Source organism: Bacillus jepli, assembly GCF_047238305.1.
Taxonomy (GTDB): Bacteria; Bacillota; Bacilli; order Bacillales; family Bacillaceae_L; genus Ferdinandcohnia.
The window spans coordinates 1,677,739-1,692,538 of the sequence record NZ_JBDFMO010000001.1 but is presented as its reverse complement, the minus strand read 5'-3'; the positions used below and the strand labels follow the sequence as shown (position 1 = coordinate 1,692,538).

Genomic DNA, 14,800 nt, shown 5'->3' with positions numbered 1-14,800 from the left:
CTCATCAACTCAAACCAACTGACTTCTATCCGTCTTTTCACGTTGCATGTCTAAAAACTCGTCCCACATCGAAAGAAATAAATCCGTTAATTCAGGGTCAAAATGCGATCCCTTACCTTCCACGATGATTTCCTTCACTTTTTCCGGAGAGAATGGTTCTTTATAAGCACGTTTTGATAACAACGCATCAAATACATCCACAATCGAAACAATTCGACCTTCTAACGGAATCTCTTTTTCCTTTAATTGATTCGGGTATCCCGTACCATCCCAGCGCTCATGATGCGTTTTTGCGATACTGGCAGCCATTTGAATCACAGGCAATTCAAGCTTTGATAAAATTTGATGACCAATCTGGACATGCTTTTTCATCGATTCCCATTCTTCACTCGATAATTTTCCAGGCTTATTCAAAATCGAATCAGGAATCCCCACTTTCCCGATATCATGAAATTTCGCTGCTACTCCAATATCCTGAATAAACTTCTCATCGCATCCTACCAATTCCGCAAGCTTTGCCGCTAGCACACCAATTCGGTCGACATGCTGGCTAGTGTCGTCATCACGGTATTCAGCAAGATCAAGTAAACTTTCAACCGTATCAAATATCACCTTTGCATCCTCCGTTATATCTTGACTAACAAGCAAGAAATGATCGAGTTCGGCAAGCCGAGACTGTTTAAAACGCCATGTTTTATAATAAGAGGATTCTCCCCCTTTTTCACGGGTCGTTAACACAGATTCATTAATATTGGTGACCTTTGCCGGGCATCCAATACATGGTAGAACACGATCATAAAACACTTCATAACAACGCTTCCCTATACTATCTGAAGCATTAACTCCTCTATTCTCAAGCAACTTACTACCTTTTTCATCAATCCACGTCAACTTACCAAAATCGAACGTACTAATTTCATAGGAATATATATTAAGAAAGCTATATGTATGTAAAAAGCGATACGGTTTAAGGAACTCTTTTATAATCGAAAGAATAAACCGTGAATACCTTTCAAAGGAAGTTAAAAATAAGGATACTCCTTTTTCATTCCGTTGCATTTTTTCCAGAAAAACGTCCCTTAACACCTCATTCATGGTGTCCACAAGCGAGGTTAATAGATGGTCATTGACATGATGTTCATTTATGCTTCGCGTCCAATCCCGAATGATCCGATAACATGCCGCTTCATCCCGATACATTTTTTCATAGAAAAATTGTTTCAGAAAGTTTTTGATGTATGGAATAAACGATTCCATAAATTTTATACTATCCTGCGGAACCCTTTTTAGTAGTACTTTTTTATAACCTTCAATCATTTCATTTAGTCGAAATGTCAGTAACCCACTATAGGAATCCAAAATGTCGAAATCCTCGTCGGTCAATCCCGACTTTTTTTCGAGATTACGAAATTCATAGCGTAACGGATATAAGGCTTTATCTAACTCCACTTCATTGTATGCATCCACTGTTATTTGCATATCAAAATTAAGAGTCGCCTCAATGGCATTTAACAACCGAAGCGCTTCGTCCCCTGAAAGCAAATTGCCCAGCAACTTCGAGATGATTTGACAATAACGCCGATTTGTTGAAATATACCACGGCAAGTCCAATCCAATTTTTGAGTGAGCTTTTCCAATTAAAAAACGATTATGTGTGTAGGTATCATCAATAACTGGAGAAAAAACCTGTTTTAAGTAGTGTCGCTGTGCATCCTTTAGCCGTTCAAGACTCGAGTTGTCATCGATAATTTTCTTCAAATGATCAACTCGGTAAATTTCGTCATACAATTCCTCTACAATTTCATCAACCAAAGAAAGTAGTAATTCCTTATGTCGGTGGATTAATGCTAGCGACTCTTCCGTCAATCCCGTTAGAGAGATTTGCGCTAGCTGCTTAGGGTCCTTAATACGTAAATATGCCATCCATTACACTCCTTGGTGGAACACGAAATTAGAATATTATTATAATTGTATTTTCCTATAAAAATGGTAACAAAAACAGCTGGAAAAAGGAATCTAATTATTGTTAAATCGCATAACTAATTTGATTCCGGCCATTTCGCTTCGACGCATACAAAGAGTTGTCTGCTTTTTCAATAGCTTGATAGAGTTCTTCGGGACCCTTGAGCTCAGAAACGCCAATCGAAACCGTGACTTCAAGCTTCTGGTCCTCCACATAAAACGGCGTATGTTCAATCCCGCTATGAATCCCAGAAACGATGTTCATCAAACTTTCCTTGGAATCAGCCTCTAAAAATAAAATAAACTCCTCACCACCATAGCGCCCGAGTAAAGAATGTTGTGGCGGAATAAGTCTCGATAAGGTGCCCGCTACATTTTTTAACACCGCATCACCATGAAGATGACCAAACGTATCATTAATTTTCTTAAAATGATCCACATCAATCATCACAATATACGTTTGACGAGAGCTTGTCCTATTTTTAATATAATTTTCAACATAACGCATATTATAAAGACCGGTCAGAGGATCACGTTCCGCATAAAACCGTAGTCTTCTCTTTAACATCACTTCTCGATCCAGCTGATAAATGAAAAAATAAAGTATAAACGCGGACACTTGGAGTCCCAATATCCGAATTAGGTAGATTTCCCCAAACACTTCCGAACCATTTGGAACAAAAAACAGAATCGGCAAGTCCGATACAAGCCAGCATGCCGTCATTAACAAAAACAACGAAATTAGGCTAGGCATCGCTCGATCCTTTTTATGAAAAAGAAGAGCCAGTGTAACAGGCAGAATCATGCCAAATACCACGCCGGGCAAAGTTCCCACTCCACCCATGCCAAGCCTCCAGCTAACCGCAATAATAAGGGCAGGAATCGCATGCTTCCATCCGAATAAGATAGAGAAGATCACCAAAGGAACAAGACGAAGATCAAACCCGTAGTCCTCATAGCGGACTGGCAAATAAAAAAGAGAAATCACGCATGCTGAGATAAGAATCAGAACGCCCGCAGAAAACAAATACTTGTTTATCGATTTCCGATTCGTCACCAGGATGCTGATGCATAAATACATGAACAAAATGACTGCAATATTGGAAAGGGTTGGTTGTAAAATAGTGATCATAGATATCCCTGCTTTATTTATAAAGTGTTACTTCAATTTATGGGTTTTTGAGCACAGGAAATAGTAACATCGCCCATCCCCTTTATGTGGGACAACAACGCCAACTGACGTTTCAGTTCCTGCCGCCTAGGAAATCGGGAGGCTTACGAGTTACCTGTGCATTTGTATTATCTACGATGTGAATCATTTTGGCTATGGGGGATTCCCCCTATTTTTCAAGAAAAAACAAGATGCCCGTCTACCGGCGACAAGCATAGGACGAGCAGAAATCGGCTTGTCCAAGGAGTGAATGGCCGGTGTGTATATTCTCAAAAAAGAGGCAGCCTGGATTCAGACTGCACTCTTGGACATTCGTTATTTAGTTAGGTTCAATGATGCCGTATTTGCCATCCTTACGGCGATACACGACATTGGTTGTATTCGTCTCAGCGTTTGTAAAGACGAAGAAGTTGTGACCTAGCATATTCATTTGCAGAATCGCTTCCTCACTATCCATCGGTTTCAAATTAAAACGCTTCGTACGAACTAATTCGTAATCCTCATCCTCAGTTTCTTGAACGGCTGTCGCAGTTCCAGCCCCACCATTAAACATGGTCTTGGTAGAACCTTTTTCACGAAGCTTGCGGTTGACTTTTGTTTTATACTTGCGAATTTGACGCTCAAGCTTGTCAGTCACAAGGTCAATCGCTGCGTACATATCCTCATGAGATTCCTCTCCGCGAAGCACAAGCTGCGGCATCGGAACCGTTACCTCTATTCTATGATCCTTTGCATTATTCACTTTTAAGTTAACATGTACATTGGCATCCGGAGTGTTTTCAAAATACCGTTCAAGCTTTCCAAGTTTCTTCTCAACATACTCTCGCAATGCTGGAGTTACCTCAATGTTTTCACCACGAACGTTGTAATTCATACAAGAACTCCTCCTTTTAACTCGGGCTAACTTACGCTAGTCCTTATAATGCATTGGACACAGCCAAGACCCTTTTTAGGGTATCCAACCTGTGTAACAATATAACCCTAGTTGATTTAAGGTTATAATAACTAATTCAACACACACCTCCCCAATTCCTGCTTTTTTGTAAAGGAAATATGAAGAAATTGTGAAAATATTAACTTGATCGAATGTGGAAATGGGCACGTTGTTCCACGGGACATGGGGACAGGTCCCTCGCCCCACTTTACTTATTATGTTGTGAATGTAAATTTGTAAACAATATGTGTAGGTGTAAAAATATATGCATGTCTATGGTGAATTATGAATGGTAACTGTGTGGATTCTAGGGTGAAAATTGCTTGAAGAATTCTTCAGTAGTAGTATACCCAAAATGTGGGAGGAATATCGGGGGTTTATAAAGAAAATGGAACTGCCTACCTTACAGTTCATATTCTTTTCCTCTTTTTCTTTTTAACCTGTTTCACCGGCTGCTTTTCTGCTTGTTTCCATTTTGGGATTTCTTCCTTTCGTTTACCTAAATAAAACTCGGCAACTGAATAAAACGATGAAAAATCACCAGATAAAACGTCAAAGTCCATGTCTTCTCAGTCCAAATGGAGACAGGTCTTTTCCAGCTTGGACCATTTCCTCTAAGGTTGGGATAAATGGAATTTCCCCTTCTGAATCAAGGTGAATCAAAAAGGATAACCTGAGGCCGGCTGCGCTTATATGGGCAAACAAACGTAAATCCCTCAAAGTGATAGTAGCAAATTTTGAGGGACTTTTCTTTATTTTTATGAATTTAATTAAAGTAAGGGGTGAATTGTCGAAAAAAGATTCTTACTAGTTAACTAAAAGCAAATAATATACGATTATTGTCTCGTTAACCGCTCAATTTCAGTCTCAACTTTGAAGATTCGTTTATTTAAAGCCGAGGTCTGGTTATCAACATATTCTGCAATTTTCTCAGTGAAATTGCCGAGACTTTCAATACTATTTTTTTGTAGTTTTTCTTGACCCACTTTAAGCTCATTTTGGTTTGTCTCTAGTCGATCCAAACGATGATCTATACCGTTTAAACGCACGTCTATACCATCTAACCGTTTGTCTATGCCATCAAATCGCTTGTCCATTCCTTCTAAACGAGTATGAATCGGCTTTAATTCTTCTTTTAAGACTGTGCGTAATAGTTCTTCCATCTCATTCATAACAATTCCTCCTACTTTCAGTATAGCATGAATTTTTACCCTTAATAGATTCGATAGGATCATAATTTGGTGCAAATTCAAACAATTTCTTACTGATGAGAGTGACTCCATCTCTTTTTAAATGAGAGCAAACTTCCATTGGTGTTATTCATCTTGTGGGAATATTGATGACATAAAAAAGTGCGCTTATCTTTAGGTGAAATTGGGAGATTATTCTTAGGAAGCTAAAAGATCTTTATACTTTTATTTTAACACAAACGAAACGTATGTTCTACAAAAAATCTTATCTTTTAAAGTTTTTGATAGGTTTGCAGTAGAAGATGGATTAATTTTATTTAGAAAGAATGCCACCATTTTCAGATGGCATTTTCTACTTTTTCTTATCAAAAAAACATCCCGGCAGCAGGGAGTGATGTATTTAGTGGTGGATGTTACAGAAAGATTTGTATCATAATAGATTTTGGAACATGATATAAAAAGGAATTTATTACGATTTTTTATTTGCTGTGGTGAAAATCTTTTAGCCGACTCAGGCAGGGTCACTAAAGACCCCAATTTTTCGTATAGGTATAATTACCTATTTTAGTCTGATTATACAATATTTTGTCAACTTTTGTTGAAAAAGTACTACTTTCGTTTTATCATTAAAGTAGTGAATTTAAACTATTGACAAAATTGAAAAAGGCAAACTTATTGAAAGGTAAGGACGCAAAGCTTCGGGTCTAAGGTTCTATGAACTAAGATAGCCGAGTTGCCAAAAAAGTCGTGAATAAATATATCGGTTATAGAAATAACCAATTGTTTAATTTATCCACCATTTTTTTGGTGGATTTTTTTTATATTTAATTCAAAGAGACTTTTATAAATGGTTATTACATCAATTTTGATTAATCCGAAAGAAGGTTGAAATAAGGTGAAGACCATTAGTAAAGAACAAGTTTGTTTTAAGTGTAAAGAAGTAAAATCCGTTAATGACTTTTATGAAAAAGGAAATCGCTTTATGAATTGTTCAGAATGTCGTAAGGCTAGATACAATAGAAAAAAATCAATTGAATTTTTATTAAATAAACAGAAGCAAACAAGACAATATGTTTAAGAGTCATCTAAAAATCATATGCAACGTCTGTAAATATAAACTAGTAAGATAGTTAGCTTAGATGTAGGCTATTCTAGCCATAACTTCTATAAAAAAGGGGATGTTTATCTTGACCGTATTATTTGGAACTGTTGAATATTTTGAAAAAGAAATAGAGATTCAAATGTCTAATGGACAATTGCAAAATTTGACTACTAGTAAAAGTTTAGAATTTGCCTATTCATCGGTAAAAAGTGAAATTACGGATGTTTTTATATGTAGTGATAAATTACGGAAGGATTTATTGGTGAATCTTGAAAAAGCATTAGAAATGGTAAGTGGATCTATGGTGGGTGTTGATTAAAGATTAAATATATTCTGTTGAAGCGGAATTAAACGTTCTTATGATATGTCTCCAGGTGAAAAAATTACCCCTACCCGTAAATATTACTATTCCTCTTCTCAAATAGAAACACCTGAGCTTAGCCCGGGTGTTTCCCTTATTGTATGACATATATTGATAATTGATCTTGAATGCTTTCTTTCACGCTAGGAAAGCGGGATAAATATTGGATTTGATTAACTGTTGTTTTTGGGGTTCATTTTCATATAAGTCTTCTAGTTTTGATATTTCCGTAATAACGCCATTAAAGGAAAGGATAGAAGTAACAACCTCTTTTTGATCTTTAAACAAAGAAAGTAACTGGTCACTTGTTTGATAAATACTAGATAAAGCTGCAAAAATATCAACTAATACCTGGTCCGCATTACTACGAGATATATCTTCAAAACTACTTACTACATATTCAAATCCCTCTTCTACCGTACCAAGCAACTCATAATATCTTTGAAGGACATCGTATTGTTCTAAACTAAGTTGTAACATATTTCACCTATTTTCTTTTATCAAAAAACATCCCGTCAGCTGGAGCTGATTGATAGGGATTGATGTATTTAGTGGTGGATGTCTTCCGTGTTTTTTGATTCGCGATGTCCTGTTGGATTTCTTTTTTTAGTGTATCTAACTTGCCATCAATGAAGACATTCATTTGGACAATTTCAGCACCGAGTTTACGCTGTTCCTCTGTATAAGGAGGTTTGACGTCCGACATAAGTTGCTCCCGCTCGTCAAGAAACTTCGTAATAGATTCAATGAGTTCATCACGTTTTTCCTGCTCGACAGGCTGAGTCAACAAACTGTGTAGTTCCTTCGTGATGCGATAGAGCTCTACTACCGGATTCACTAAATCTGTCCACCTTGTGCATGCTGGCGCTGACGGTTCACCTGAATAACTTCTTTCCAAGTGTCTCGGAATTCAGTCACAAGTCCTTCAACCTCTGCTATAATGTCAAGGTCATTATTAAGATTGGCTTCCATCAAACGACGGTTCATGTAATCATACATCGCCAACATGTTTTTAGACACTTCCACATCCATGTTTAACGTAACCATGAACTCACGGATAATGTTTTGCGCCTTTTGAAGATTTGTATTTTTTTCTTGTATATTGTTTTCCTCAATTGCTTTACGACTAAGCTTTATAAATTTCAAGCAACCATTGTAGAGCATTAACGTAAGCTCACCTGGTGTTGCAGTCGTAACTGAATTTGATTGATATGCTTGATATGGATTTCCGATTGCCATTTACGTTACACTCCTTTTATTAACCACTAAAGAAATTCTGCATGAGGTATGCAGATTGTTGATTCGCACGTTGGATTGCTTTTTCCATTGCTGTGAATTGGCGCCAGTAGCGATCTTCGATTTGAACCAGTCGGTCTTCGAAACGGTCGATACTGTCTTTCAAACTATCAAGGTTTTTACCAATCGTGTACTTCTGTGTGGTCCAAGTGGATTTACCTGCACGTTCACTCACCTTGTCCATCGTTGCAGTTAAACTATCATATAAGCGATTAATGAGACCTTTTTCAGCATAAGTACTCCCATCTGCTGTGAACAGCTTTTCTACTGCTTCTGGATCTTTTTCAATCGCTTCTTTTAGCTTCGCTTTATCAATCTCCAGCTTTCCACGATCTAAATAATTTGCAGTGGTTTTTATCCCAATACTAGCTAATTGATTGAAAGCAGTATCCATTGACAGATTCGTAACTGGCGTATACAAATCCATTCGAAATTGATTTAATCCACTAGATAAAATTGAATCACGTCGAATCAACCCACTTTTAGCCTTTTCCTCCCAAAGCTCAGCTTCTTTATCTGATAAAGCTTCACGTTCTTCACTTGAAAGAGGTTGATAGCTACGGTACCGCTCCTCATTCAACTTTTCATTAATTTTTTGAATGGTTTCATTATATTTTTCGACAAAATTAACAATATTGTCCAAAACGGTCTCTGAATTAGTTGTGACCCCAATCGTGACTGGAGAATCATTAGCCGGATCAATTGAATCAAAGGTATCCTTTAATGTAAAGTTAACCCCATTTATCGTAAAATTGTTAGAATATCGTTGAGTTTCTAATCCATTAATGGTAAACACCGCATTGTTTCCACCCGTTTCGGTAGAAGTACTAAACTGCAGAACATTATTCAGAAAATCTCCTGTGAATTTGATTTCCTCGCCATTTTTATTAAAATCACCGGTTTGTGAGCGTGTTAACGTAACTTGTCCAGTAAAATCATCATAAAAAGCATATACACCAGCAGCGGAACTGCTAATTCGGTTGATAATACTTGAAAAAGAGCTTGAGCCCTCCACTGAAAATTTTTCTTTAACCGATTCTCCTTTTTCATTGAAGGTTTCAAGCCCAAAGGAAAAATAGTTTTGTTTATAATCTGCTTTGATTACATCGCCTTCTTCTAATTTCTTAGAAAAGGTCAACTTCCCTGTTTCAAGATCCACAAGTACACTACTTGCTCTGTCAGCTTCACTTAGAGCATCCCAATCACTAATGAAATAAACAGGAGTATACACTGTTTCTCCACCAGCTTTAGCCGCAACCTTAATCGACATTCCCTCTGTTGAAAGGGAACTCTTTGAAAGCTGAAAAGTAACATTTGTATCCGGTTTTGCATTCTTTTCAGGTGATTTTGGTACTGTTATTTCTTGTGAATAGTTTTCGATAAAATAGTCAACTGCCACTTTACTGCCTTTTTCTAACGGTGCTGAAAAAGTCAGAGTACCATCCGAGGCTAAATGAACCCTGTTTTTTACAGACGGATCACTAATTGGTACATCATCCGTAAACACTGTATATGATGTTCCGTTTACCTTTACTTGCATATTTTCAATCGATTCAGAATCTGTTTTAAAATTATTTTTACTAAGTTTTACTGATTCAGTAGGATCTGTAATCGTCATCGTATCCTTAGCAAGTCCGCCCTTTTCCCATTTAAAACCAGTATTATTGAAATTAGCCTCTTGGCTCCAAATGCTTGCACTTGCATCAAAATCTTTATTTTTTCGAATATCCCCAGCATTGACCTTTGTTGCTGCCGTCGCAAGCTTGTCTACCTTTGATAGTGTGTAGGACACATTTCCCGCAGCTGCGCTAGCTGTTGCCGTAACTTTACTTTCATTTGAGGAAGTTGTATTCTTCGCACGAAAAGTAGAAGAAAGCTTCATATTAAACGATAGGTCACGTAACGAAAGAAGGAGAGAATTCATGCTACGATAATCATCACGTTGCCATTCAAGAACCTGCTTTTGTTGATTCATCTTATTAAGTGGGATCCGTTCAGCCTTCATTAAATCCTTCACAAGCTGATCAATATCCATTCCACTTGCCAATCCACCAATTCGCATATTCATTGGTGATCACCGCCTTTAAATCTTTTTATCTACGACAAAACCTAGAAACTCCGTCATAGCTGCATAGATATCTAATATTTTCTTAGAAGGAATTTCCCGTACAACCTCATGTGTATCATTGTTTACGATTGTTACGTAATATTCGTTGAGCTCCTCGTGGAGTTCAAATTTTAATGATGTATTATTTGGTTCTAAAAATTTATTCAGGCTATCAATCACCTGTTTGACGTTTTCTTTTGAGTCTTTTTTATCACTTTGGTTCAAATTTTCTAGAGGAATAGAAACACTTTCCCCTTTGTTTTCAGTTTCATATGATTTTTTGTGTTGAAGGAAATCTGTGTTGAAGTTCATCGTTGTACTAGAAGAGATTTTATCAATAGACATATCAATTCCTCCTAAATGAACGAACCTTTATTAGTTATATCGGAAGTTACGGAAAAATATTAAGCTTTCATTCTTATCAATTGAATTAATTTCATAATAGAATTTCCCTAACGGGACATATTTACTTTTTAAAAATTATGCTGCTTGTTTTTGCTGATTTTCTAACACTTTTCTAATGCGGTCTGCTGCTAATTTTGAAGCGTTATAGACAAGTGTGATTAAATCAAAATGTAGTTTTGCTTTTTTCCCTTTTCTATGACGAACATTGTTTAATTGGAAGAACTCTTTTAAATAGGCATTAACACGTTCAACAGCTGTTCTTTCAGCGAATAGACTTTTCCATTTTTCTGATCCTCTTGCCGGAGCCGTATATTTTCTTAAATCTGTTTCAATCTTTACTTTATAGATTTTTTGACATAAGGAATCAGAGGCCAGTGGTCAGTCTTTACACTCTTTTGGCCGACAATATTTTATTGTTTTATATTTCTTGTCATAGCTTTCGTATCGATATGAATGTTCTCTAACGCATGTAGGAGCGAAATATTTATCAAATCCTTCAATTTCTCCTTCCCTGCGTTTGTTATAGGCAATAATTGAGTGTGCATCCATACGAAAAAGTTGTTGATAAATAGGCGTATAGTCATAACCCGCATCCATCGTCCCATACTTAATGGATAAAGGAAGTTGTTCAATTCCTTTTAATAATGGAATTGCAGCTTTACCATCATTAAGATTGCCAGAACTCATAATGGATTGAAGGATGTATTGACTTTTTGTACCAACTGCTAAATGAGCTTTGAATCCATACCAGAAAACATTTTTTCCTTCACTATTTTTCTTGATACCCCATGCTGGCTCCAAAGGGATTTCAGAACGTAGTTCTTCTAATGAAACATCAAGTTGTTCGGTGATGGTTTTTTCGTAAAGAGTTTTATTTAGCTCTTCTTCTAGCTTTTGTTGGTCGTATTGCTCTTTTTCTTCTTTCTTTTTACGACCACGCTTTTTGGGTTCAGGTTTAGTCTTTTTTTCTTGAGTAGGTGCTTGATCTCTTGCTTCAAAATGACTGGCATCAAATGCCACATTTTCATCTTGAACAAATCCTTCTTGAATGGCTAGAAGAAGGGTGGAGTTATTAACGCTTTCCATGACTTCTGCATCTGCTAATTTTGTAATTAGTCGGGAATATGAGGCTTCAGATGGAACGTTATCTGAAGCAAGAAACCCACAATCAAGACGGAAAATGAAATCATTTTCTAAGCGTTTAATAAGGTCTTTTATTGTCGGAATACGTTCAGCGATTCTAGCGACCAAAGAATAGATCATTGCAGCGTAATTCAACTCACTTGGTGCACCACGCCAAGATTTTTTCGAAACTACCAAAACGGCAGATTCTATGTCAATAGTAGAAAAAATGGCATCAAAACGTTGGGTAGGTTCTAAATCATATAAATCTTGGATGTCAAATAGGCTTCCTTGTCTTATAATAGGCATAGGAGTCTTCCTCCAGTCTTAGAGTTAGTGTAGTTACTTACTCATTTCGACATTTTGGGGAGGTACTCCTTTTTTTATTCATTATAAGCCTTGAGCCCGTAGGGCTCAGAATTATGAAATTCATTCAATTATTAATTATATTATATTAAAAGTATTTCTTTTAAACAGAACAAACGTTCATTAAAATGCAAATAAGGAGGAGGAGAGCTTATTGGAGAATAATAACCTTACACATATTCAACTTAACTTTCTGTTTGGAAGCATTATTAGTGATGGGTAAGTAACAAAATTACCTAAGGGAACAAGAAGCAAAAATAATAGTTATCGTAAACATTTTGGGTAGTTGCATTCATGGCTCTCACATTTTCACTATATCGGTAATATTCTTAATCGCACATATTGGACATTAACAATAGCAATCACAAGGAAATACCTTCACTAGATTTCACTCCCTTCTATTTTTTGGTATTATTATTTGTCATTAGTTAATTCTCTTAGTACTTCGGTAGCTACTGTGACCAACACTGGAACAATGATTTTCTCCAACATCTTTTTCACCTCCTACAAATCAACTCCCGACAGTTATATAATAATGGCGTGAGATTTTCATACTCTAAACAGGAAGCTTTACATGATATTACTGAACTTTACATTACTTTACTTTTTCTTATTTAGTTTTGTTGTAAGATTACGGGAATTTTTCCCGATCTGAATCTACTAGAAAATCCTTTAAAAGCTTGTAAGCACCATCTGGAGAGGTAATCCTCCTTTATTTGTACAAAATGCTGGATTCCTTTACTAGCTTTAAGCTTACAATTTTCACTCGTTTAGCGGGCTGTTTCTTCATGATTTCAATTTCTCCTTCTAACAGTTCCAATTGCTTTGATTCTGATGCTTTGTAATAGTTCATACTAAATTCCTAAAATAGAAATAGCCCCTACTCCGATGATCGAAGTAGAGGCTTGGATTACTTTTTCCATAAACATCTCACGTTCATGGAACAAATGTAAATTCTATGATTATAATATATATATCTGAACATTCAGTTATTACTAGTTACACATTTTTGCGATTTTTCTCATTACCTTATCATTTCTAAGTACATTAGCTCCTAACAGGGGGACTTTAGGGGCACAATCAGTTTTCCCCATTTGCCCCAAAGATCGTACCCTAACTCAACCGTTTCACGTATTACAAATTTTTCAGTTCCAATCTATCTAATTATCTTGCTTTAGCTTTATTTCGAGCAATTCAATTACTACTGTTACTTCTTTACCCTCTAATTCATTAATTGTTCCATTTTCCAACTTAACTTTTACTTGATCACGCAATATGGCTATCAAGCCTTTAGGAGCATAACTGCGAGGAAGGTTGTTATAATTATCGTAAGAATAATTTAATGCTTTTGAGATTGATTCTAATAACTCCTTCTGTTCATGGCTTAATTCTGTAAGCCCTTCTGTATAATCACTTTGACCAATGTAACTTTTTTAGCCTTTTTCACATCTAAAATTAACGAAGAAGTGGAACTACGCACTCCGGAGAGACTTGCATCTACAGATTTGATAGCATACCACCGTCCCCACTGAATCAGTGAGAGTTTGCTTCAGCAAGTCACATTAGCAAGTAATATTTTCTACAATTTATATCAACGGTACGTTTAAAAAACTTTACGCATTATACAATCGCATGTTGTTAAATCTTTCAATGTAGTCCACCTTTCAAAAGCCTACATTTTCACTAAGCCTTCGGCCTCATATTCAGCGATCTGTTGCTCACACAGCTCCTTTATATCTCTGCCTTCTAAGTAATGAGTAACCCATTGTATAGTAGCACCCAAGGCCTTTTCCAAAGACCACCTCGGTGTCCAACTTAGCTTTTTCATCGCTTTCGAACAATCCAATTTAAGCACATTCGCTTCATGCATATCATTCTGTTTTATTACTCGATAACCAGGATGCTTATAAGGCCATTTGATAAGCATCTGGTTGACAATCCATTCAACCGACTTTACATCACTATCTCGCGGCCCAAAATTCCAAGCTTGTGCATATTCCTCGCCTTTCAAATATAGAAGTTGACAAAGCAAAAGATATCCTGATAAAGGCTCCAGTACATGTTGCCAAGGACGAACAGCTTCGGGATTCCGAATTTGAATATGCTCTTCTTTCGTCAATGCTCTGATTAAATCAGGAATTAGCCGATCTTCTGCCCAGTCACCACCTCCAATCACATTTCCTGCTCGGGCCGTTGCTACTTTAATCTTAGTCGATTTTAAAAAAGAACGACGATAAGCTGATGTAATCAGTTCTGAGCACGCTTTACTACTCGAATAGGGATCATATCCACCCAAATGATCACTCTCACGGTATCCCCAATGCCACTCTTGATTTTCATAACATTTATCAGTTGTTACATTCAAGATTACACGTACTGAACTACATGTACGCGCAGCTTCCATTATATTTACCGTTCCCATCACATTCGTTTTATAAGTGTAAACTGGATCCTCATACGATTTCCGAACCAAAGGCTGCGCTGCCATGTGAATGATGATCTCCGGATTTGCCTTTTGCAAAGAGTATCTCAGCATCTCCAAATCGGTCACATCACCATTAATCGACTCCACTAAAACATCCTCAACATTTCCTAACTCAAAAAGAGATGGGGTAGTGGGAGCATGTAACGAATAGCCTGTCACTTTTGCTCCCATACTATGAAGCCATATGCTAAGCCAACTTCCTTTAAATCCTGTATGTCCTGTGAGGAATACCTTCTTACCTTCCCAAAACGAGCAATCCACCATGCCTGATTTCCACATAAAGAGCTCCCGACTTTCAT

At 36.8% G+C, this 14,800-nt stretch carries 13 protein-coding genes, 1 pseudogene and 1 riboswitch; of the genes and pseudogenes, 1 reads left to right on the top strand and 13 read right to left on the bottom strand.

Annotated features, from left to right (window positions below):
• Positions 1–9: 9 nt before the first annotated feature.
• The 5 genes from ABC371_RS08365 to ABC371_RS08345 form a co-directional block, all read right to left on the bottom strand.
• Positions 10–1,923, bottom strand: coding sequence for an HD domain-containing phosphohydrolase (locus ABC371_RS08365; RefSeq protein ID WP_412896377.1), 1,914 nt, complete (start codon positions 1,921–1,923; stop codon positions 10–12).
• A 103-nt stretch (positions 1,924–2,026) separates the two neighbouring features.
• Positions 2,027–3,094 carry a GGDEF domain-containing protein gene (locus ABC371_RS08360; RefSeq protein ID WP_412896376.1) on the bottom strand — a complete coding sequence of 356 codons (1,068 nt, stop codon included), beginning with the start codon at positions 3,092–3,094 and terminating at the stop codon, positions 2,027–2,029.
• Between the two features lie 358 nt (positions 3,095–3,452).
• On the bottom strand, positions 3,453–4,007 hold the full coding sequence (gene hpf, locus ABC371_RS08355; RefSeq protein ID WP_412896375.1) for a ribosome hibernation-promoting factor, HPF/YfiA family: 555 nt from the start codon (positions 4,005–4,007) through the stop codon (positions 3,453–3,455).
• A 470-nt stretch (positions 4,008–4,477) separates the two neighbouring features.
• Positions 4,478–4,630: a hypothetical protein gene (locus tag ABC371_RS08350; RefSeq protein ID WP_412896374.1), complete on the bottom strand. Its 153-nt coding sequence runs from the start codon at positions 4,628–4,630 to the stop codon at positions 4,478–4,480.
• A gap of 273 nt (positions 4,631–4,903) precedes the next feature.
• The gene (locus tag ABC371_RS08345) at positions 4,904–5,239 is read right to left on the bottom strand and encodes a hypothetical protein (RefSeq protein ID WP_412896373.1); all 336 of its coding nucleotides are present in this window, start codon (positions 5,237–5,239) and stop codon (positions 4,904–4,906) included.
• Between the two features lie 673 nt (positions 5,240–5,912).
• Positions 5,913–5,998, top strand: a riboswitch (cyclic di-GMP riboswitch).
• Positions 5,999–6,444: 446 nt separating this feature from the next.
• Here ABC371_RS08345 and ABC371_RS08340 point away from each other — a divergent pair.
• Complete coding sequence (locus ABC371_RS08340) at positions 6,445–6,678, top strand: hypothetical protein (protein ID WP_412896372.1); 234 nt, start codon at positions 6,445–6,447, stop codon at positions 6,676–6,678.
• A gap of 180 nt (positions 6,679–6,858) precedes the next feature.
• Here ABC371_RS08340 and ABC371_RS08335 read toward each other — a convergent pair whose 3' ends face one another.
• The 8 genes and pseudogenes from ABC371_RS08335 to rfbG form a co-directional block, all read right to left on the bottom strand.
• A complete protein-coding gene (locus tag ABC371_RS08335; RefSeq protein WP_412896371.1) occupies positions 6,859–7,200 on the bottom strand; it encodes a DUF8042 domain-containing protein in 342 nt (113 codons plus the stop codon).
• A 7-nt stretch (positions 7,201–7,207) separates the two neighbouring features.
• Entirely contained in the window at positions 7,208–7,558 is a 351-nt protein-coding gene (fliT, locus tag ABC371_RS08330) for a flagellar protein FliT (RefSeq protein ID WP_412896370.1), read from the bottom strand.
• On the bottom strand, positions 7,558–7,959 hold the full coding sequence (gene fliS, locus ABC371_RS08325; RefSeq protein WP_412896369.1) for a flagellar export chaperone FliS: 402 nt from the start codon (positions 7,957–7,959) through the stop codon (positions 7,558–7,560). Before fliS ends, fliT begins: the two co-directional genes overlap by 1 nt.
• A gap of 19 nt (positions 7,960–7,978) precedes the next feature.
• The gene (gene fliD / locus ABC371_RS08320; protein ID WP_412896368.1) at positions 7,979–10,084 is read right to left on the bottom strand and encodes a flagellar filament capping protein FliD; all 2,106 of its coding nucleotides are present in this window, start codon (positions 10,082–10,084) and stop codon (positions 7,979–7,981) included.
• 15 nt (positions 10,085–10,099) lie between these two features.
• Positions 10,100–10,468 carry a flagellar protein FlaG gene (flaG, locus tag ABC371_RS08315; protein ID WP_412896367.1) on the bottom strand — a complete coding sequence of 123 codons (369 nt, stop codon included), beginning with the start codon at positions 10,466–10,468 and terminating at the stop codon, positions 10,100–10,102.
• A 135-nt stretch (positions 10,469–10,603) separates the two neighbouring features.
• Positions 10,604–11,959, bottom strand: a pseudogene (locus ABC371_RS08310) (transposase).
• Positions 11,960–12,728: 769 nt separating this feature from the next.
• Positions 12,729–12,869 (bottom strand): hypothetical protein, encoded by a 141-nt coding sequence (locus ABC371_RS08305; protein ID WP_412896366.1) that lies wholly within the window; start codon positions 12,867–12,869, stop codon positions 12,729–12,731.
• Positions 12,870–13,688: 819 nt separating this feature from the next.
• The gene (rfbG, locus tag ABC371_RS08300) at positions 13,689–14,780 is read right to left on the bottom strand and encodes a CDP-glucose 4,6-dehydratase (RefSeq protein ID WP_412896365.1); all 1,092 of its coding nucleotides are present in this window, start codon (positions 14,778–14,780) and stop codon (positions 13,689–13,691) included.
• Positions 14,781–14,800 lie beyond the last annotated feature (20 nt).